The sequence below is a fragment of the Sporosarcina ureae DSM 2281 genome, from assembly GCF_000425545.1.
Taxonomy (GTDB): Bacteria; Bacillota; Bacilli; order Bacillales_A; family Planococcaceae; genus Sporosarcina; species Sporosarcina ureae.
In genome coordinates this window covers 1-20,449 of the sequence record NZ_AUDQ01000030.1, presented here as the reverse complement: position 1 = coordinate 20,449, position 20,449 = coordinate 1, and the positions used below count along the sequence as shown (strand labels likewise).

19 protein-coding genes are annotated in these 20,449 nt (G+C 38.4%); 17 read left to right on the top strand and 2 right to left on the bottom strand.

Translation table 11 applies throughout. The annotated features are described in order from the left end of the window. Positions 1 to 410 precede the first annotated feature (410 nt). The 14 genes from H605_RS0116655 to H605_RS18230 all read left to right on the top strand — a co-directional run bounded on the left by H605_RS0116655 (position 411) and on the right by H605_RS18230 (position 14,801). On the top strand, positions 411 to 1,541 hold the full coding sequence (locus H605_RS0116655; RefSeq protein ID WP_029055226.1) for an acyl-CoA dehydrogenase family protein: 1,131 nt from the start codon (positions 411 to 413) through the stop codon (positions 1,539 to 1,541). A gap of 239 nt (positions 1,542 to 1,780) precedes the next feature. Next, a complete protein-coding gene (locus H605_RS0116650) occupies positions 1,781 to 3,064 on the top strand; it encodes a Rieske 2Fe-2S domain-containing protein (protein ID WP_029055225.1) in 1,284 nt (427 codons plus the stop codon). Beyond that, on the top strand, positions 3,061 to 4,260 hold the full coding sequence (locus tag H605_RS0116645; RefSeq protein WP_029055224.1) for a dipeptidase: 1,200 nt from the start codon (positions 3,061 to 3,063) through the stop codon (positions 4,258 to 4,260). Before H605_RS0116650 ends, H605_RS0116645 begins: the two co-directional genes overlap by 4 nt. A gap of 82 nt (positions 4,261 to 4,342) precedes the next feature. Further along, the gene (locus tag H605_RS0116640; RefSeq protein WP_029055223.1) at positions 4,343 to 5,104 is read left to right on the top strand and encodes an SDR family NAD(P)-dependent oxidoreductase; all 762 of its coding nucleotides are present in this window, start codon (positions 4,343 to 4,345) and stop codon (positions 5,102 to 5,104) included. Positions 5,105 to 5,134: 30 nt separating this feature from the next. After that, positions 5,135 to 5,497 (top strand): hypothetical protein, encoded by a 363-nt coding sequence (locus H605_RS0116635; RefSeq protein ID WP_029055222.1) that lies wholly within the window; start codon positions 5,135 to 5,137, stop codon positions 5,495 to 5,497. 75 nt (positions 5,498 to 5,572) lie between these two features. Beyond that, the gene (locus tag H605_RS0116630) at positions 5,573 to 6,592 is read left to right on the top strand and encodes a TRAP transporter substrate-binding protein (protein WP_232321268.1); all 1,020 of its coding nucleotides are present in this window, start codon (positions 5,573 to 5,575) and stop codon (positions 6,590 to 6,592) included. A gap of 29 nt (positions 6,593 to 6,621) precedes the next feature. Further along, positions 6,622 to 7,185: a TRAP transporter small permease gene (locus H605_RS18235; protein WP_051210650.1), complete on the top strand. Its 564-nt coding sequence runs from the start codon at positions 6,622 to 6,624 to the stop codon at positions 7,183 to 7,185. A 1-nt stretch (position 7,186) separates the two neighbouring features. After that, positions 7,187 to 8,476 carry a TRAP transporter large permease gene (locus tag H605_RS0116620; RefSeq protein WP_029055220.1) on the top strand — a complete coding sequence of 430 codons (1,290 nt, stop codon included), beginning with the start codon at positions 7,187 to 7,189 and terminating at the stop codon, positions 8,474 to 8,476. A gap of 238 nt (positions 8,477 to 8,714) precedes the next feature. Beyond that, on the top strand, positions 8,715 to 10,136 hold the full coding sequence (locus tag H605_RS0116610) for an Asp-tRNA(Asn)/Glu-tRNA(Gln) amidotransferase GatCAB subunit A (RefSeq protein WP_029055219.1): 1,422 nt from the start codon (positions 8,715 to 8,717) through the stop codon (positions 10,134 to 10,136). 41 nt (positions 10,137 to 10,177) lie between these two features. Next, positions 10,178 to 10,405: a hypothetical protein gene (locus H605_RS0116605; RefSeq protein WP_029055218.1), complete on the top strand. Its 228-nt coding sequence runs from the start codon at positions 10,178 to 10,180 to the stop codon at positions 10,403 to 10,405. 178 nt (positions 10,406 to 10,583) lie between these two features. Next, positions 10,584 to 11,090 (top strand): TRAP transporter small permease, encoded by a 507-nt coding sequence (locus tag H605_RS0116600; RefSeq protein ID WP_029055217.1) that lies wholly within the window; start codon positions 10,584 to 10,586, stop codon positions 11,088 to 11,090. Between the two features lie 11 nt (positions 11,091 to 11,101). Further along, positions 11,102 to 12,418: a TRAP transporter large permease gene (locus tag H605_RS0116595; RefSeq protein WP_029055216.1), complete on the top strand. Its 1,317-nt coding sequence runs from the start codon at positions 11,102 to 11,104 to the stop codon at positions 12,416 to 12,418. 35 nt (positions 12,419 to 12,453) lie between these two features. Beyond that, on the top strand, positions 12,454 to 13,464 hold the full coding sequence (gene dctP / locus H605_RS0116590; protein WP_029055215.1) for a TRAP transporter substrate-binding protein DctP: 1,011 nt from the start codon (positions 12,454 to 12,456) through the stop codon (positions 13,462 to 13,464). A 158-nt stretch (positions 13,465 to 13,622) separates the two neighbouring features. Beyond that, the gene (locus H605_RS18230; protein WP_037562321.1) at positions 13,623 to 14,801 is read left to right on the top strand and encodes an MFS transporter; all 1,179 of its coding nucleotides are present in this window, start codon (positions 13,623 to 13,625) and stop codon (positions 14,799 to 14,801) included. A 387-nt stretch (positions 14,802 to 15,188) separates the two neighbouring features. Here H605_RS18230 and H605_RS0116580 read toward each other — a convergent pair whose 3' ends face one another. Both H605_RS0116580 and H605_RS18225 read right to left on the bottom strand, forming a co-directional pair. After that, a complete protein-coding gene (locus H605_RS0116580) occupies positions 15,189 to 16,301 on the bottom strand; it encodes a muconate cycloisomerase family protein (protein ID WP_029055214.1) in 1,113 nt (370 codons plus the stop codon). A 27-nt stretch (positions 16,302 to 16,328) separates the two neighbouring features. Next, complete coding sequence (locus H605_RS18225) at positions 16,329 to 17,921, bottom strand: SLC13 family permease (RefSeq protein WP_037562325.1); 1,593 nt, start codon at positions 17,919 to 17,921, stop codon at positions 16,329 to 16,331. 498 nt (positions 17,922 to 18,419) lie between these two features. Between H605_RS18225 and H605_RS0116570 the strand changes: the two genes are divergently transcribed. The 3 genes from H605_RS0116570 to H605_RS0116560 all read left to right on the top strand — a co-directional run. After that, on the top strand, positions 18,420 to 18,731 hold the full coding sequence (locus H605_RS0116570; protein WP_232321267.1) for a DUF3870 domain-containing protein: 312 nt from the start codon (positions 18,420 to 18,422) through the stop codon (positions 18,729 to 18,731). 146 nt (positions 18,732 to 18,877) lie between these two features. After that, on the top strand, positions 18,878 to 19,351 hold the full coding sequence (locus tag H605_RS0116565) for a DUF3237 domain-containing protein (RefSeq protein ID WP_029055212.1): 474 nt from the start codon (positions 18,878 to 18,880) through the stop codon (positions 19,349 to 19,351). A gap of 123 nt (positions 19,352 to 19,474) precedes the next feature. Next, positions 19,475 to 20,449, top strand: a 975-nt coding sequence (locus H605_RS0116560) for an IS110 family RNA-guided transposase (RefSeq protein ID WP_029055211.1), incomplete at its 3' end; no start/stop codon positions are given.

The following is a 20,449-nucleotide window of genomic DNA, read 5'->3' as shown; positions in this document are numbered from 1 at the left end:
ATCCGGATGCTCCTTTAACCATTCAAGTATTTGATCTCGATAGGGATCTAACTTCTTACTTCTAGTCTGTAAAGACAATGTGAATTTGAAGAATTCATCTGGTTTCATTTTCCCATAATCAATCACCCTATTTCTAGAAATTTTGAGCTTTCTGGAGATTGCACTGTTAGAGAATCCTTCTTTACGCAATCTATGTATTTCATTGTAAACCATCCACTTTTCCACTTCCTATACCTCTCTTTCTATAGACTAGCTTCAGTATATAGAAAGTAGATTTTTTTGTGGAAAACTGTTGATTCTTATTTGTTGAAAGCTGTTGAATCTAGTTTAACGTTTACATCATCTTCATTACCAATGGGGAAATCCAAATATTGTAGCGTAAAACAATAAGTTATAGGAAGGAAGAAATTATGACTAGCCAATTAAAAAACCAAAATAAAAATCGGTTTGACCAGGTGTTAACAGAAGTTCGTGCTCGACGTGATGAATTTGAAAAGAAGCGACATGTACCAAAGGATATGATAGTGCAACTGAAAAAAATGGGTGTTTATCGCGCTCATACACCTCAATGTTTAGGTGGAGATGGTAGTTCACCAATGGAATTCCTTAAATTAATTGAAAGTATCTCTGAAGCTGACGGTTCAGCTGGATGGGTAGCAAGCTTTGGATCTGCTGCTGTATACCTAGCAGCTCTACCAGGAGAAACACTTGCAAAACTTTACGCAAATGGTCCTGATGTGGCCTTCGCAGGTGGTTTGTTTCCAGTTCAGCCTGCAGAGAGAGTAAATGGTGGATGGATTGTTAATGGTCTTTGGAAGTTTGCAAGTGGATGTAAGGGAGCAGACATTCTTGGTGTCGGTATTGGTACAGGAGAAGGCGGTAAACCATTAACTGCCGTTCTAAGACCAGAGGATGTAGAAATTATTGAAAACTGGGAAGTTATTGGGATGCGTGGCACAGGAAGTCATGATCTGCGCGTGAAAGATGTCTTCGTTCCTGATGAATGGACGTTTGTACGTGGCGGTACTCCTTCAATTGAAGAGCCAATTTCTCAATACCCTTCGATTGCTTATGCAGCACAGGTGCTGGCAGTGGTCAATCTTGGAGTGGCACGTGCTGCGCTTAATGAAATTTCTTTGATGGCAGGTCGTTCTGGTATCACTGGTGCACCTAAAATGGCTGATCGTGCTTACGTACGAATTTCCGTGGCAAAAGCAGAAGCCAAGCTTAGATCGGCACGTGCCTTTTTCTACGAAGCTACCGAATCCGCTTGGGAATCAATCCTAAAAGGTGAAGACGTCTCAGCTGATCAAACAAGTATGCTACGTCTAGCGGCGGCTCAGGCTGCGCGTGAGGGAGCAAGCGCAGTACAATCTGCTTACCTTCTTGCAGGTACTTCGGCTATTTACGACGGACATCCGTTGCAACGATATTTACGAGATGCAATGGTTGTTACCCAACACGCATTCCTCAACGAAAGTATGTACGATGGAGCGGGATCGGTACATTTGGGAGTGCAACCAATAAAGGGATTCATTTGACAGAAGTAAACGACATTTAAAATACTCTGTTTAATAAATTGGTATCCCATACAATTCAATGATTCGACTTTAGCGATTCATTGATATTTATGCTAATCAATTTTTTATGAAATGAAAACGCTATCATATGTATGATCATGTGTAAATGGATTATCCAAATAGTAGGTGAGAACAGCATCTATTGAAAAAATGAATTGTGTCCGAACTAGGAATCTATTATTAAATTAGGGGGTATTTGAATGTTAACACCAGAAGATAATCAGTTACTGACTCAGACCGATGCAGGCACGCCGATGGGCGATGTATTTAGGAGATATTGGATTCCGGCCCTTCAAACAGAAGAGTTGATTAGTGACGGAAAGCCTCAACGCGTGAAATTATTGGGGGAGGACCTGGTCGCATTTCGCGATACGGAAGGAAAAGTGGGCCTAGTTGATGAGCGCTGTCCGCACCGTGGGACTTCACTTTATTATGGAATTAATGACGGCTGTGGCCTAAGGTGCATGTATCATGGCTGGAAGTTCAATACAGACGGGGAGTGCACGGAAATTCCATCAGAGCCAACGGATGGGAAATTCAGAGAATCAGTTCAATTAAAAAGCTATCCGACAAAAGAAGTAAGTGGCATTATCTGGACGTATATGGGACCGAAAGAATCGGAACCGGCTTTCCCAGACTTTTATTGGATGAACCTTCCGAGGGAAAATAATTTAGTAGAACGGGTATGGCAGGAATGTAACTATGCACAAGCGATGGAAAATGATCTGGACTTTGTCCACGCTGCGTTCTTACATAAAGCGCATGCGACACAAGAAGTGGAAGATGGAATTTTGAGCAGTGATTTGGGAATTGACCCGAATCATCCACTTGTTAAAAACCCTCCGGTGAAACAATCGGTTCAAGATACGAACTTTGGGAAGCGCTGCATCGCAGTGGGTATCGGCACAGAAGAAGAGAATGCGTTTATGGAAATTCATTATATCTTCCCGTTCTATACGTATCCACCACGCTTTGGCGGTGAAGATGGGATGTGGCATGCCTTTGTTCCGCGAGATGATCATAGTACGTGGACATGGGATGTGCAATTCGCTCATGATCGAGCGATTGACGTAGAAGCACAGCACGCTCGTCGCGGACTGAAATTGGATGAGGATCTACGAAAAGTGGTCAATGCAGATGTTGAATATAATCAAGACCGTGACTTACAAAAAACAGGGAACTTCACCGGTATCCGTGGGATTGCAAACCAAGACCACGCCGCAACTGAAACAATGGGAACAATCGTAGACCGAACACGCGAGAAACTTGGAACAAGCGACTTACCAATTATCCATATGCGTCGGATCTTATTACAACAAGCGAAAGCGTTCCAAGAGGGGCAAGAGCCGTTATTATTGGAAAATCAATCGTTAAAAACGTTGTATAGTGAAGGACTTTATGATGACAAAAATAAAAAGTGGCAAGAAGCATTTCCATTACAAGAACAATTTGAAAAGAAAAAACAGGCAGTAGAAAATAAATGAATAAGAAACAATACGCAGGATATACATCATTTAACTATCTAAAAGCTAATAGAGACTATAAACATTATAACTTGGCAACAGATCTAAACCGTACTCCAACTTATTCTCTTCATCTGACTGCAGATGAAGAGAATAAGTTAAATCAAATTATGACGGAAAACTACATTGTATCGCTTAGGGATCATGGGTTCATTGTTCCTGAAAAAACTGAAGATATTTTACCGTATTGTGGAGAGTTACATACGTTTTTCCATTATGAGGGAATTGCTGAATCGGGAATTGATATCATTTTTGAAAACTTTATGGATGGAATTTCGACGATTACATCTAAGAATGGCTTGAAGTGGGATGATGTTATTTATCTACTTGGAATGAGATATGCAGACATTCAACATCAAAATACAGTCACCATTGCACGGTCCTATAACGATTTAACTAAAGCTAAGCAATTGAAGCAAACTGCGCTCCTTCCCTCTTTAGAGGCAGCAAGTATCCTTGAAAATGAGCTGGATCGTGTAGATATTCTTTATGGATTTGGTATTCGGTGTATGGGTATCACGTATAACGAAGCAAACACACTTGGTTCAGGACTAATCGAACGTCGAGATGGTGGTTTAACTAAGTTTGGGCGTCGGGTTGTTGAAAGAATGAATACACTAGGTATGATAATCGATATTTCTCATTGTGGAGATCAAACAAGTTTGGATGTTATTGAGGAAAGTCGTGACCCTGTCCTTATGACACATGCAGGAGCGCGTGCATTATGGAATACACCTAGGATGAAACCGAACAATGTGTTGCAAGCTTGCGCCGAAAAAGGTGGGATCATCGGGGTTTGTGCTGCACCCAATACGACTTTGACTAAAAGTTTACCTAAACACTCATTACACTCAGTGATGGAACATTTTGAGTACCTTGTAGATTTAGTTGGAATTGATCATGTTGGTTTTGGGCCAGATACATTTTTTGGAGATCATGTAGCCTTGCAACATGCGTTTGATGATATGTTGGGCATTTCAGCTTCACATAGTGGAGAGGAATTTAATGAATCCTCGTATGTTGAAGGGTTGGAAAATCCATCGGAAGCAATGAAGAATATGATAGGTTGGATGATAAAAAAGAATTATTCAATTGAAGACATTGTTAAAGTTTCTGGTCAGAATGCAATGAAAGTTATGAAGAACATTCTGGTTTAATCCAACATAAGTACACTTCAAGAGTTGGTTACCAGTATCTAAAGGTGTATTGAATTTTATAAAGATAGGGGCTAGTGTAACTGTGCAAAAAAATACGGTAAGCCAAGTAGCCATTATAACAGGGGCCGGTCAGGGATTAGGTCTCGCTATTGCTGAAAACTTTCTCTTAGAAGGGAAACGTGTTGTTTTTGTAGATGTAAATGAACAGTTGTTAAACGAAGTGAAGACGTCAGAACTAGTAAGCCAATATGCCTCTTCCAAAACAATGTTTATAGCTATGGATGTATCGAATGTGAATGCAATTAAAGAAAGTGTGCAGACCATAGTAGAGCATTGGGGAAGAATTGATATTTTGATAAATAATGCTGGAGTTCGAAAAGAGACGTCTGTTGAAGATATAACGGAAGAAGAATGGAATCTAATTTTATCCGTTAATCTTGGAGGAACGTTTTTCTACTCTCAAGCTGTACTAGATACGATGAAACGACAAAAGAGTGGACGTATTATTAACATTTCATCTTTTGGCGGACAAGCAGGACCGCTTTCATCCGGTGCTCATTATTGCGCTTCAAAAGCAGGTCAACTTGTGCTTACAAAGTCCTTTGCCAGATCACTGGCTGGTCAAGGAATTACAGTTAATGCAGTTGCACCGGCAGCTATTCAGACACCAGAAATGGATACTATTGAGCCAGTTAAATTGGAGAAAATGAGAGAAAGTATACCGGTACAAAGATTTGGTGAAGCAGAGGAAGTTGCCAGTATGGTTTCATATCTTGCTTCAGATGCCGCTGGTTATATTACAGGTTCCACGTTTGATATTAATGGCGGATTATTCATGAGGTAAATACTTATAAACTAAGAGGAGCTGGAAAAAATGAAAAAAATTGTACATGGAGCACCACAAATACCGAATCCACTAAGAGTTTTTATAACTTTTGAATCGACGGGCTGGTTTGATACTACACAAGAGCAAAAAGAGAATGAATTATTACCTAAATTGAAATCTATAATAAAAGAATGGGAAAGTAATGGATCAGAACTGCTAGGAACATTTGACCGAGACATTTTAACTGCAGGGCATGCAGGTCCAACTAATTGGCATGCATGTTTCCTTTACAATATTCCTGACTTGCAAACGGTAACAAACATGACGCATTCATTCCGTGACGCAGGGATAGATCGATATTTCCGATTAGAAGCTTCAATTGGACGACCATTTTTCTTAGTAGAAAATTAATAAATACTGGAAAGTGAATGAAAGTTTCTAATGTTTTTAAAGAGGAGTGGAAGAATGAGAAGGTTGCTTATTTCAATGTCGTTAGTTTTATTGGTAATAATCCTGTCAGCATGTGGTGGAAATGAAGAGAAAGCAAGCGCGGGAAAAAATGATGATGTGATTAAGCTTAGTTATGCTTTTTTTGCACCACCTAATACATTCCCTGCTATTCAAATGGAAGAGTGGAAAAAACGTCTTGAAGAAAGAACAGATGGGAAAGTACAAGTGGATTTATTTACCGGTGGAACCTTATTAGAAGCCAATAATATGTATGACGGAGTAGAGAATGGCACGGCAGATATAGGTTTAACTTCTACATCGTACGAACCTGGTAGATTTCCACTTTTGTCAATATCGGATATGCCTTCAGGTTATAAAAACGCAACAGTTGCTAGTAAAGTCACTGCTGATTTAGTTAATAATTATCCACCAGAGGCACTTGATAACTTTAAGATCATCACTACATTTGCAACAGAACCTGCATATATACAAAGTAAAAAGCCTATAAAGTCTTTAAGCGATTTAAAAGGAAAACAGTTACGTATAGCTGGTGCTCTTGCGCCAATTATGTCGGAACTTGGGGCTGCTCCTGTTGGAATGTCGCAGGCGGAAGTGCCAGAAGCATTGCAAACGGGAATTGTTGAAGGTTACGTATCTTCCAGGGAGATACTTAAGGATTCCAAACTGGCGGAAATAGTTGGATATGTTACAGATTATCCATTAGCGTTAAATACATTTATTGCCGTCATGAATAAAGAAAAATGGGACTCGCTTCCTGAGGACGTTCAAGCAGTAATTGAAGAATTGAATACCGAAATGACTGAATTTACTGGAGACTACTTGGATAGTCACGTTAAAGAATCTATAGAATGGAGTATAGACTCTGAAGGACTGGAAGTTGTTGAATTATCAGAAGAAGAAATGAAGAAGTGGGATAAAAAGCTTAGCGATATGCAAAAAGAATTTGTTGAAGATGTACAAAATGAGGGTCTTCCAGCAGAGGAATACTTGAGCGAGATGAAAGAGTTAATCGAAAAATATAATAACGCTGATTGAGTTATTCCTTTAGATTCGGGGGTTTACGAATGAGAAACGAGCAAATAGTAGAATTCGATATTGAAAGCGCTTCATTTATAGAAGACAAACATGAAGAAAAAGTAGTATCTACATCAAATCTATTTTTTAAGACTACTGACTATTTAAACCGATTTCTAGCTGTTATTGCTGGCATGGCTCTAATGTCGATGATGTTATTGATTGTATTTAATTCTATCAAGCGTATGTACTCTGATCCAATTGCAGGGACAGTAGAGATAGTAAGCTGGCTTGGAGCAATTACGGGTATTTTTGCTTTAGGCTATGCGCAATTAAATAAAGGACATGTCTATATTGATATGCTTTTGGATAAGTTTCCTTCTATGTTACAGAGAATAATTCACACGTTTATGAATGTTTTAAGCGCTTCTTTTTTCTTAGTAGCAGCTTGGCAACTTCTACTGTTCGGTCTAAACCTAGGAAGTAATGGAGTAGTATCTCAAACAATACAATTTTCATTTTATCCAATCGTAATCTTCAGTTCGATTGGATTCATAGGATTAGTTTTAGCTATTGTGAAAGAAACAATCTTGATATGGAAGGAGGCATCCTAAAATGGATATGAATCTATTAGCGGTACTGGGAATCCTAACATTGTTCTTATTCATGTTTTTAAGGATGCCAATTAGTTTTACGATGTTTATTGTCGGTTTTATAGGACTGATAGTTGCTGTTTCACCTAAAGCAGCCTTTAATGTTTTGAGCGCTGATTTATGGAATCAATTTTCTAGCTACTCACTAAGTGTTATTCCACTTTATATTTTAATGGGAGAAATTGTTTTTAGAACAGGGATTACAGAGAAAATGTTTGAGTCAGCGTATAAATGGGTTGGACATTTTCGAGGTGGTATGGCAAGTACAACTATTTTAGCCAGTGCGGGATTTGCATCTATCTGCGGCTCCAATTCAGCCACTGCCGCGACAATGGGAACGATGGCTCTCCCAGAACTTGAGAAATATAAATATGATAAGGCCCTTAGTACCGGAAGTATTGCAACAGGCGGAACACTCGGTATTATTATCCCTCCAAGTACAGTACTAATCGTTCTTGCCTTGCAAATGGAGGTATCAGTTAAAGAACTATTTGTAGCGAGTATAATTCCTGGTATTTTCTTAACTTTGCTCTTGATTGCAACAGTTGTCTACTTATGTGTAAAATCACCGACACTTGGACCAGCGAGTGAAAAATCTAGCATGAAGGAAAGACTCTTATCCTTGGTAGGTGTTATTCCTGTTGCGGGGCTATTTGTCTTCGTTATCGGTGGGTTGTTTTTTGGCTTTTTCACACCGACTGAATCCGGTGCATTTGGTGCATTTGGTGCATTTGTTATTTCCATAGTTATGGGAAAGATGACAAAAGCAAATTTTCTAGAAGCGATGACTGGTACTCTCCGTTCATCTGCAATGGTATTAATGCTTGTGGTGGGGGCGATGGTGTTCGGACGGTTTTTAACAGTTACCAGACTCCCATATACGGTAGCTGAATGGGTGACTAATCTTCCAGTTGCACCAATCTTTGTGCTAATTGCTATTTTGATTGTTTATGTCATTGGCGGCTCCATCATGGATGCTCTAGGATTTTTAATTATCTCCATCCCAATTTTTTATCCAACCGTAATAGCTCTTGGTTATGATCCTATCTGGTTTGCAGTTCTGCTTTGTGTTGTGACAAGTATGGGAGCCATTACACCGCCAGTCGGTGTGAATATCTTTGTTGTACAGGGCTTGACTAAGGAGACTCCGATCACAACCGTATTTAAGGGGGCATCGTACTTCCTAGTTGCGTATGTCGCATTTATAGCATTACTAATTACGTTCCCACAAATTATATTATTTTTAATATAGTAGGGCACTATCATAAACCTAGACTCGTTCAAGTATTCTAAAAAATGATTTAGTAAACATGCACGAAACGAAATCTCTTAAGTTAGCGTATCACACTACTCGCTAACTAGTTCAAAGGAGGATTTTTAAGTGAATCTAAACGATTATTTAATTACTATTATGGGGATAGAAAAACCGGAGATTTTACCGGATGAACCTGCATTTACTTTTTCGCTAGAAAATGTTGGGGAGGATTATGATGAGTGAACTTCTATTCGAAACTATTGAGTCAGTAGGTTCGTTAATTCAAAAGAAAATAGTCTCTCCAGTAGAATTAACAAAACTATCGCTAAGCCGTATCAAGGAGTATGATCCTGCACTGACAGCATTCATAACAGTTATGGAAGATGAAGCGATTAATCAAGCAAGGGTACTTGAGTCTGAGCAACAAAATGGTGAAATCCGTGGACCGTTGCATGGTATTCCGATTGCAGTAAAGGATTTATTGCAAACAGAGGGGGTCCGTACAACGGGTGGATCAAAAATTTTTCAAAATTGGATACCGGATGAAGATGCTACTGCTGTTCAGAGAATGAAGGATGCAGGAGCTATTATTATTGGAAAAGCAAATCTTCATGAATTTGCTATGGGAGCAACAACTGAAAACCCTCACTACGGAAGTGCAAAAAACCCGTGGGATATAACAAAAACACCTGGTGGATCTAGTGGGGGTTCTGCTGTCGCAACAGCTACAGGAATGGCTTTTGGTTCTATTGGGACAGATACCGCAGGTTCTGTCCGGTTACCTGCAGCAATGTGTGGAACCGTTGGGTTTAAACCTACGTATGGACTAGTAAGCAGGTATGGAGGCTTTCCATTTAGTTGGTCACTTGATCATGTTGGACCTATGACGAGAACAGTAAAAGATGCTGCTATTATGTTAGAGGTTATGAAGGGCTATGATCCGAAAGATCACTCTTCAGTTAAGAAGAATCATTCAATTTATTTCAAAGAATCATTAAAGGGTTTGAAAGGGATTACACTAGGTTTCTATGAGCCCTATATGTATTCGGGTATTGATACAGATGTGAAGCGTGTAATTGAACAAGCATTTGATCAATTAAAGTACCTTGGTGCTGAAATCGTTCCTATTGATTTACCTGGCATTAATGAGGCACTTGATGGTTTGAAAACGATTGCTCAATCAGAAGTAGTATCTTTCCATGATCCTTTATTAATAAAACATAGTGATTTATATGGAGATGATTTGAAATTTCGATTCCAATTTGGCCGAGACATTTCAGCGACAGATTATATAAACGCTCAGCGAACTCGAAAACAATTCGTACAAAACACAATGAAGCAGATGAGTGGAATAGATGCGCTTATTGGACCTACAAACGTCCAACCGCCGTTTGAGATCGGCACAATGGTTCCTGAACAAGCAATAAGTAATATGTTTACACTTGGTAAAACACCACTCGCAAACATCCTTGGCTTTCCAGCACTATCTGTTGCTTGTGGATTCACAAAATCGGAGCTTCCAGTAGGGCTTCAAATAATCGGAAAACCATTTACGGATAAAAAGATACTTGAAATTGGCGACTGCTATGAACAATCGCAGCAATGGGTGCAAGCATTGAAATTGAATAGGAACTATATGAGGTTAAGTAAAAGTTAGGGGAAAAGGGGGTTATCAATATTAAAAAGATAAAATCGTATGTGATCCTTTTTGATGAATGGTTTGGCCCCCCGAAAATAATTGAAGAGAAAATGAAGAGCGGCGAAATTGGGATGAAAGCTAAAAAAGGATTTTATGATTTTGAAGAAGAAAAGTTGAGCTATTATCAACTGAAAGTGCTCACTAAATTTATTGATTTGCTACAGCGTTTTGAATTCATTAAAATTCCTGAAAAAAGCGGAGTACCTCAAGAAATAGAAAGTCCTTAATGTAGGATTGTTGATTACTATTTAGTCTCCTAAATATCATATATATTTAGGGGGTTATTTTTTATCCTTTTGCAGCAGCTATTTAGTCCAATAAGTAATCAATTATTAACAGTCTAGATCTAGCTAAATATAACAAGTTTATATTAATAGAATCTATACAAGAAAGGGGGAGATGAGTGTGCTGTTAAGAATAAGTAATCTTTTGGATTCTATTATAAACTTTATGGCAATTCTGGGTAGAGTAGTAATCATCATCATTAGTTTATTGATCATCGGTGATATTGTTTCATTAAAGTTTTTCAGTTATCAATTTCCATGGGTTTTAGAGGTTTCTGAATATCTTCTAGTATTTTTAACTTTTTTAGGTGTTGCTTGGTTATTGAGAGAAGATGGACATATTAAGCTAGACTTATTATTAAATAGACTAAGCGAAAAAAATAGAATGCGCATGGAGATATTGAATTCGTGTATAGGGGCCATCATCTCTTTGGTTATTACGGTTTATGGATTTTTGGCAACTTGGAATTTACATATGAGGGATATAAAAACAGAGACTATCCTAGAAATCCCACGTTCTTTGCTAATAGTCGTCATACCAGTTGGCTTTTTATTTGTTTTCATACAATTCATTCGAAACTTCCTATCTGCGATCAATAAACTTAAATCAAGAAGAGAGAAAAGCTAGGAGGTAATTAAATGGAATGGTGGGGCGTTTTAGCGCTAGTATTTGGAAGTATTTTTATTTTATTTATGATAGGATTACCGATTGCATTCTCATTTTTAACAATAAATATTATAGGCGTTATCGTATTATGGAACGGAGAAGCGGGACTCAACCAACTCATCTTAAATATATTTTCTTCCGTATCGAAGTTTTCTTTATTACCTATTCCAATGTTTATCTTAATGGGTGAGATTATGTTTAGGACGGGTTTAGGTTTTAAAGTTTTTGAAGCGGTCGGAAAATGGTTTGGGAATTTACCAGGTAGATTAAGTATTGTTGCTGTTGGAAGTGGAACTTTATTTTCAGTTCTAAGTGGATCGAGTGTAGCGAGTACTGCGTTATTGGGATCATTATTAGTTCCGGATATGCAGAAAAAGGGGTATAGTCCGGCAATGACTGTTGGACCAATACTTGGTAGTGCCGGGCTTGCCACTATGATTCCACCTACTGCATTAGGTATATTGCTTGCATCACTTGCATCAATCCCTGTCGGACATTTCCTATTTGCAATTGTCGTACCGGGTCTTTTATTGGCAGTAATATTTGTCCTATATATTATTATTAGATGTTATTTGCAGCCAGAATTGGCTCCCGCCTATGATGTCGAGAAAGTATCTTTATCTGAAAAGCTTATAGGAACGGTTAAATATATTTTGCCGCTTGGATTTATCGTGTTCCTTTTATTAGGCGTTATTATACTTGGAATTGCAACGCCTACACAAAGTGCGGTTTTAGGAGCGTTGGGAACCGTTGTCCTGTCTTATTTTTACGGTGGTCTGTCTTGGGAAAAATTTTGGGACTCACTTACCGGGACTTTAAGATCCAGTGTTATGATTTTTATGATTATTATAGGATCCACTACATTTGGTCAAATTTTAAGTTACACAGGCGTAACACAAGGCCTTGTTCAAATTGTCGGAAACTTAGAATTCCCACCACTTATTATTTTGGTAATAATTCAAATCGTACTATTAATCCTTGGGTGTTTTATGGAACCCTTATCAATAATGATGATGACACTTCCGATACTAATGCCTATTGCAGGAACAATGGGGTTCGATCCTTTGTGGTTTGGAGCAATTATGCTTCTTAATATGCAAGTTGCAACAATTACACCACCTTTCGGTATGGATCTCTTTGCAATGAAAGCAGTGATTCCAAAAGACTCTATATCGATGAAAGAAATTTATAAAGCAGTCGTCCCTTTTATTTTGTTGAATTTAGCAATAATGGCACTAATAATTATATTCCCATCATTAACTTTATGGTTACCAAGCTTTGTTAAGTAATTAATTTTGTGAAATTATAAATTAGGAGGAAGACCATGATGAAAAGTCTAAAAATATATCAGGCGCTTATAGTTGTTCTTCTAGTGAGCCTTTTAACGGCTTGCTCAAGTGGAGACGGAGATGAGAACGGCAGTGGTTCTAAAGGAGTAACATTGAATGCCGTTAGTTTTTTACCAAAAGATCATCCTTTAACTGCAACACTCTATGATTGGATTGACTCAGTAGAAGATGCAACAGATGGCAGAGTGAAGGTGAATTGGCGCGGTGGCGCGGACGTAATACCGATTGGCGAGCAATTTGAAGCAATGAATTCTGGTGTTATGGATATTAACTTTACGTATATTGGACAATACCAATCACTCGCACCGGAAACGCTTAGCATAGCTTTATCACAACTAACACCATCGGAAGAAAGAGAAAATGGGTTTTACGATTTAATGGTGGATCGGCATGAAGAAATGAACGTTATGTACTTAGGTCGATGGTTAACAGGTTCTCCAAGACTATGGTTAAACGAGCCGATTGATAGCGTAGATGATTTAAAGAACATGCCTATACGATCAGCACCTAACTATACACGTTTTTTTGAAAAGTTAGGAATTGCTTCTGCAATGATTGATCCTTCAGAAGTTTATACATCTTTACAAACAGGCGTTGTTAAGGGGTTTGTTTATGGTGGATTTAATGGACCAAGAAAGGATGGTTGGACTGATTCATCTAAATATATTTTAGATCATCCTTTTTGGACACAAAACTGTACAATACTAATGAATAATGATAAATGGGATGAAATTTCAACCGAAGACCGCGATGCAATTGTTGCGGCAACAGCTGAATATGAGAAAGAAATGGTAGAGTACTATACAGAACTTGATAAAGAAGAAATTGAGGAATTGGATAAAAATGGCGTTGAACTTTTCAAACTACCTAAAGCTGAAGAAGAAAAGTTTTTGGATTTAGCTTATGATACCGAGTGGGGGTATTTGAAAAAGGAAGTACCAGAATTAGTAGATGAACTAAGGGTATTAACAATGAAAGAGGAATAGGTTTTAATTAGTTTCGTTAAGAAGTATAAAGCTTTGATCGAGACGTATGAGCGCAAAAATTAATTCTACCCAATCAATTGAAAATTGATTGGGTAGAATTAATTTGCGGTTCAAGTCACACTTTCAATGTTTCACATTTTTTGTGAGGTGAACTATTAATGCACAGCAACTCTTTATGGACAAGCAACTCTTTATGGACAAGCAACTTTTTATTTATATCGGCAGCAAACTTCTTTTTTATTGTGGCCTATTTCGCTTTACTCGTTACCTTGCCAACTGTCGCAATAACGCATTATGGTTCGACAAGTACCGTAGCTGGGTTGTTTACAACCGTCTATATTGGTGCTGCAATTATTATTAGACCGTTAATGGGACCATGGATTGAGACCTATGGTAAACAATTTATGTTGATTGTATCACTCATTCTTTTTACAACTGCTTCATTTCTTTATGTTTTTTTTGACTCTGTTCCCTTGCTTCTTATCATACGATTCATTCATGGTTTAGGGTTCGGAATGGCTACTACCATTACAGTTGCTATTGTAGCTAACATTGTACCAGAATCGAGAAAAGGTGAAGGGATGGGGTACTTCATCTTATCCACTAATCTGGGTATGGTGATTGGTCCATTTATTGGGCTTACAACATTAGAGACGTTTAGTTTAAATCTCTTATTTTGGGTAAGTGCTTTTTGTTCGCTAGTCGCTTTTTTGTTTGCTTTAATGACACGTCTGCCTAAAGAAGACGTTGTGAAACGTTCTGTCGGTGAAAAAAGAGCAGCATTATTTGAAAAGTCTGTACTACGTATTTCGATTACTGGAGCATTTTTTGGTACTGCATACGCATCAGTTCTATCTTTTATGGCAGTTTTTGCTGTTGAACAAGGGCTTGGGCTCGAATCTAGTTACTTTTTTGTGGTTTATGTCGTTATACTTTTGCTGACACGCCCGCTAACCAGCCGCTGGTATGATCAGTATGGAGCAAACACAATTATTTTTCCAGCGATAGTCTCATTTGCAATAGGTATGTTAGTTCTTGGTTTAACGACTAATGCAATACTATTTTTTATTGCCGCTGCATTTATAGGAGGAGGCTGGGGTACGCTCTTTCCTAGTTTTCAAACAGTAGTTTTGGAAAACTCAGAACCCAAGCGTCACCCTGTTGCATTGGCTACTTTTCTGTCCGTTTTTGATATAGGTATTAGTGGGGGATCGCTTTTAGCAGGTGTCCTTGTAGGGGTAATTAGCTTCAGCTCATTGTACATATTTTATTCTATTTACATAGCAGTGGGTTTAGGTGTTTATTATTGGGCACAAAAGAAAGAGTCTTATGTATAAGTAAGCATAAAAGGTATTGCACTGTTGCTGTTTATCTTTTGATTTTAACTGCCATTCCAATCAACTAAGTGTTTTCTAAAATCTTTAGTTCAGCTTATATAGCAGATACTTTCATAGACGTTTTTTTTGAATAATATAATGAATCAATGAAATACAAGTTTTCGTGAAGATGCAAAAACAAGGCTGGGACAGATCAGACAAAAGCGTAAAGGAATGATCATCCTTTACGCTTTTGTTTGTTCATTCATGTCAGTAAAAAACTTAGATAATCAGAGTGTACCGGAGCGCAGGGGAAGTGGGGAGTTAGTTTTATCCCAACCTTGATTTTGCTTTTTAGTATTTCCATATCTATCTCTACAGTTAGCGACTACTAAAAATTAACCAAGTTTAAGATCTCTTGTAGTGATCCAACTTTTCTTCATCAATAATCATCCCAAAGCCGGGGCCATCTGGAACAACAACTTCGAAATTACTGTACTCGATATTATTGGCTGTAATTGTATCCTTGAACAATAAAGGACCGAAAAGTTCTGTGCCGAATTCCAAATGGGGAATAGTGGAATATACGTGAAGTCCAACGGCTGTTCCTAATGAAGATTCGATCATTGTTCCCCCATACAACCCAAGTCCCGCAGCTTCTGCAATGCCAGCTGCTGTCTTTGTTGCTTGTAGTCCGCCTGCTTTACACACTTTAAGAGCGATACTATTTCCCGATCGGTGTTTAGCTATCTGGAATATTTCATGAATCGAATTCGCACCTTCATCTGCCATAATGGGTACAGAGAAGCGCTCAGTCAAGCGACTCATGCCTTCAAAGTTCCATTTCGGCAGTGGTTGCTCGATCATTGAAACACCACCATCTTGGAGACGCGCTATCGCATAGTTAGCAGTTGTTTCATCCCAAGCTTGATTAACGTCTACAGTTAATCTAGCACCGTCACCTACTTCTTTTTTAATCTTCAGTACGTGCTCCACATTCTCCATAGCGTCCCCAACACCAATCTTCAACTTGAAAATACGGTGTTTTTTCTGTAGAAGTAGTTCCTTTGCTTCTTCGATATCCTTACCCGTATCTCCACTTGCCAAAGTCCATGCAACTGGAAGCGAGTCATGTGTTTTTCCACCCAAGAGATCGTAAGCGGGAATGTTTCTCTGTTTTGCTGCCAAGTCAATTAGCGCTCCTTCAATTAATGCGCGGGCAAAGTAGTTCCCTGAAACAGTTTTTGAAATTTCGTACATAAGTAAATTAAATTGTTGTGGATTTTTTCCGATTAGATGCGGTGTTATATACGTTTCACAATTTACTTTAATAGCCTCTGGAGTTGCTTCACCATAAGAAGCTCCTCCTATTGTTGCAACTTCTGACCAACCTGTGAGGCCTTCAGTATCGTTTATTTGAGCGACGACGATAGTTTGTTTTGTTATAGTATGCATAGATAGCTTATGTGGTCTGATAGTTGGTAATTCTACAATGTGGATAAAAATAGAGTGTATGTTCATGTTAAAACTTCCTTTCAGTACTTGTTATTAAAACACTATTGGGAATAAGAAATAGACGAATAGAATAATCAAAACAAGAGTTAATGCTGTGAGCCATGCACCTTTTCGTATCATATCGGTGAACGTGATTTTTCCTGTTGCAAAAATTATTGCGTTGGAAGGTGTACTAATAGGCATCATATAGGCAAATCCAGTACCCAGTGCAGTTGCTGTCATGACAGGTAGTGGATCGACTTGAATTGCTACAGCAAGCGTAGCTGCAATAGGAATAAGAATTGTTGCAGTAGCGGTATTTGGTGTAACTTGCGTCATCAGAATTCCAATAGCTGTAGTGATTGCTAGTATTGTAATGTATGAAGTTCCTTCAAGTGCTAGTAGTTGATCACCAGACCATACGGCTAAATCGGTTTTGCTGAATCCGGTTGCGATGGCAAGTCCACCACCTACTAGCAACAATACATCCCATGGCATTTTCTTTATAGAACTACCATCAAGTAAGCGGCCATTATCACCACGTTTTGTAGGGATTAAATAAAGTAAAACTGCTCCAGTAATTGCGATGATTGTATCGGTTAAAGCAGGAATGTAGTTAACCCAAATGAATGTACGCGTTAGCCACATGAAAGCCGTTAGTAGAAAAACAGTTAAAACCATCTTTTCCTCGTAACTCATCTTGCCTAATTCTTTTTTGGTTTCCATTACAAAGATATGACCTTTCTCCAATTTCTTCACTTTCATTGGATAGGCGAACTTTGTAATGTAGAATGCTGCAGATGCCATTAATATGACAATCATAGGAAATGCAAAAATAAACCATTTAGCAAATGAAATATCAATTCCAAGTATTTCTTTTGTTAAGCCAGCTAATATTAAATTGGAGGGAGTCCCGATTAGTGTTGCACTTCCTCCAATTGTTGCACCAAAACCAATTGCAAAAATGATGGACTTTGTAAATTTCGTATCTTCCTCAGGTGTGTAGACATTCTCTTCTTTCATTAAATCAATTACCTTAGTCGCTATGGCTGTGCCGATTGGTATCATCAGTAAAGCAGTAGCCGTATTCGATACCCACATAGAAATGAACCCAGTTGCAAGCATGAATCCAATCACTAGACCAGACATGCTTGTGCCGATGATACCAATCACTGTTATAGCAATACGCTCATGTAGACGCCATCTTTCAAGTGCAAGTGCTATGGCGAATCCACCTAAAAATAGAAAGTTCAAAGGATCTCCATAACTGGAAGCTGCCTCTTTTCCTGTTACATCCGTCAATAACGGCAACAGTACAATGGGTAACAGTGAAGTGATTCCAAGGGGCATAACTTCTAAAATCCACCATGTAGCCACTAATACAATAGTTGCAAATACACCTCTCCCTTCATTGCTCAACCCTTCTAGTGGTAGCGCATATAGAATCAAGAAAAACAAAATAGGTCCGAGTAGTAAGCCGAGAAATTGTTTTGTGCTGTATGTTTGTCGGGGAGGAGGTGTTTGTCCTTCTGAAATGGCAGGAGATACTTGAGAAACACCATTCCTCACATTTTTCATTGTTAGTAAATCTTTCGTATTGTGGTGAGAAGACCACATTACATTGTTGAACCGACGAATTATGCTCATCTTTTTCCCTCTATTCTTTTGAATATATAATGAATTCATCTACAAAGTAGTGAAAGTCACTTTAAATATTTCTTTGTTGCTAATTTATTTCTGGAGAAACAAAAAAACGGCATTAATCTGCTGAGAGGAAATCTCCAGATTAATGCCGTCACAATCTAATGAGTGAAGATAGAAGTATCTCCAACTAGATAAAGGCAAGATTGTATTTCTCTATCGCCTTACATGAAAGGGAAAGATAGAAAAGGAACAAATAAATACTATGCGTATGTTAGTTTCGTAAATTATCAGAAATATAATACAATAGTAACAAACGAAATTTTACAAGTCAAGCATATTTGTGAATATAATGAATTCAATAATGATTTCTACGTAATTAAAATAGAAGGTTTGATGAATGTAGCTTGTACTTCGCAGAGTTATTTGAATGTTGACAACAAAAATACATACTGATAAGATTAATGTACAATTTAAATACCTATTGAAGAGGTGTCTTTTCTATTGGATACTATATTAGTGACTGCGTATTCAAAAGCTCCACAAGGTTCGGCGATGTATGAACGGTTTAAACATGCTGGATTAGTCATGGAGATCGACAAAGAGACCCATAGAATTGTGGATGTAGAATTTACTTTTATAACTAGCTTGGCTTCAAATTATTTCTCTAAATTATTGGTTGATTCTAATTTCTACGATGAGTTAGATGAGATTATTGAAAGAATTAAAAAGAACTTTATTGCTCCATCACAACAATCAGTTATTGTAGCTTTAAAAAATGCTCATCAACGTTATTGTGATGAGATTGAAAAATAGTCTGCCTGTTCGCTGATAGAAGGTACCCAATACCTTTATACCTCAGTTAATAACGGCATTAACCAATAGGCATAATTTTGCCTTCTGGTTAATGCCGTTTTTTATTTTATTAAATATAAATTATAAAAGAAAGTGTGGAGTTTTTTATGAAATTTTATGAAGCACCTAATTTGGAGTTTTTATGTAATATGACATTAGAAGTCGAAGTTGATTTTCCTGTTCTAAATAAAACATATAATGGTTCAGGAAGACGAATCATTGGAGTAACTGGCGGTAAGCTAACAGGGCCGGAATTCGAAGCGAGTGTATTGCCTGGTGGTTCGGACTGGATAACAGTCAGAGAAGACGGAACAATTATCCAAGACGTGAAGATTGTCCTTGAAACAGACGATCACGAAACAATCTTAATGACTTATCGTGGAATTCGTACGGGCCCTAAAGAGATTCTTGGAAAATTGAACAGCGGTGAAAAGGTGCCTGCTGATCAGTATTACTTCAGACATGCTCCAATTTTCGAAACGGATTCTTCTAAGTATGACTGGATGAATAAACATATTTTTGTCGCTACGGGTGAACGTTTGCCGAGTGGTGTTCAATACTCATTATTTACAGTGAAATGAAAATGGAGCATTCCTGTTAGAAGCTTTTTCGGGGACTTGAACACAAAGAGCCCTCTTGGTATGATGCGGGGTGTCAAATCAGCACGAATTGACCCCTAATTTAAATACCAAGGAGGACTCATCATGAATTTTACGCAAAACGCAAAGATTAATCAAGTCACGGATCAGACGCTAGTTATCGGAATGGATATCGCCAAGCGCACACATTACGCCTGCATGGTCGATGAACGTGGCCTGATTCTTAAGAAATCGTTCCCTGTTCATCAATCAAGCCATGGGTTCGAATACTTCTATGAGTGTATTCTAAACGCTAAGAAACAATTTGGTAAAAGTGATGTCATCATAGGTATTGAACCTACCGGCCACTATTGGCTCAACCTGGCTTACTTTCTCGATGATCGGGGCATCCCCCTCGTCGTATGCAACCCCATGCATGTAAAGAAGTCCAAGGAGCTGGACGACAATCTTCAAACAAAGAACGATGCAAAAGATGCCCTCGTCATCGCCCGTTTGGTGAAAGATGGACGTTACAGCTACCCTAGAATTTTAAGGAAGACAGAGGCAGAACTACGGGTTGGTTCGACTTTGAAAGGTAATCTTACTGAAGAATTGAACGCGATAAAAAACAAGATGATTCGCTGGACTGATCGGTACTTTCCCGAGTTCCAAGGAATATTTCCAGCGTTTGGTAAAATGGCGCTAGCCGTTTTGGAATGTACTCCATTCCCATCTGAGATAGTGAATCAGGAACCGTCAGAACTACTGGCAACCTACCGGACGGTAGAGGGGATGAAATCTCCCCAGTTGCCGAAGACAAAAAAGCTCATTGAAAATGCGCGTACTTCTATAGGCGTAACAGAAGGACAACAGATGGCCCGTATTGAAATTGCCACACTTGTTCAACGTTATCGCCAACTTGAGAAGGAACTGGCATCGCTTCAAGAACAGCTGACAGAGTTTATTCGGGCTACAGTTGAGTACGAGTATCTCCAAACAGTCCCAGGGCTTGGAGACGCAACCATCATTGATTTACTATCGGAAATCGGTAGTTTTGCCCATTACGATCATCCACGCCAATTATTGAAACTCGCGGGATTG

Coding starts and splice junctions, on each gene's coding strand:
- H605_RS0116655 (WP_029055226.1), top strand. CDS start 411: ATGACTAGCCAATTAAAAAACCAAAATAAAAATCGGTTTGACCAGGTG.
- H605_RS0116650 (WP_029055225.1), top strand. CDS start 1,781: ATGTTAACACCAGAAGATAATCAGTTACTGACTCAGACCGATGCAGGC.
- H605_RS0116645 (WP_029055224.1), top strand. CDS start 3,061: ATGAATAAGAAACAATACGCAGGATATACATCATTTAACTATCTAAAA.
- H605_RS0116635 (WP_029055222.1), top strand. CDS start 5,135: ATGAAAAAAATTGTACATGGAGCACCACAAATACCGAATCCACTAAGA.
- H605_RS0116630 (WP_232321268.1), top strand. CDS start 5,573: ATGTCGTTAGTTTTATTGGTAATAATCCTGTCAGCATGTGGTGGAAAT.
- H605_RS18235 (WP_051210650.1), top strand. CDS start 6,622: ATGAGAAACGAGCAAATAGTAGAATTCGATATTGAAAGCGCTTCATTT.
- H605_RS0116620 (WP_029055220.1), top strand. CDS start 7,187: ATGGATATGAATCTATTAGCGGTACTGGGAATCCTAACATTGTTCTTA.
- H605_RS0116610 (WP_029055219.1), top strand. CDS start 8,715: ATGAGTGAACTTCTATTCGAAACTATTGAGTCAGTAGGTTCGTTAATT.
- H605_RS0116595 (WP_029055216.1), top strand. CDS start 11,102: ATGGAATGGTGGGGCGTTTTAGCGCTAGTATTTGGAAGTATTTTTATT.
- dctP (WP_029055215.1), top strand. CDS start 12,454: ATGATGAAAAGTCTAAAAATATATCAGGCGCTTATAGTTGTTCTTCTA.
- H605_RS18230 (WP_037562321.1), top strand. CDS start 13,623: ATGCACAGCAACTCTTTATGGACAAGCAACTCTTTATGGACAAGCAAC.
- H605_RS0116580 (WP_029055214.1), bottom strand. CDS start 16,301: ATGAACATACACTCTATTTTTATCCACATTGTAGAATTACCAACTATC.
- H605_RS18225 (WP_037562325.1), bottom strand. CDS start 17,921: ATGAGCATAATTCGTCGGTTCAACAATGTAATGTGGTCTTCTCACCAC.
- H605_RS0116565 (WP_029055212.1), top strand. CDS start 18,878: ATGAAATTTTATGAAGCACCTAATTTGGAGTTTTTATGTAATATGACA.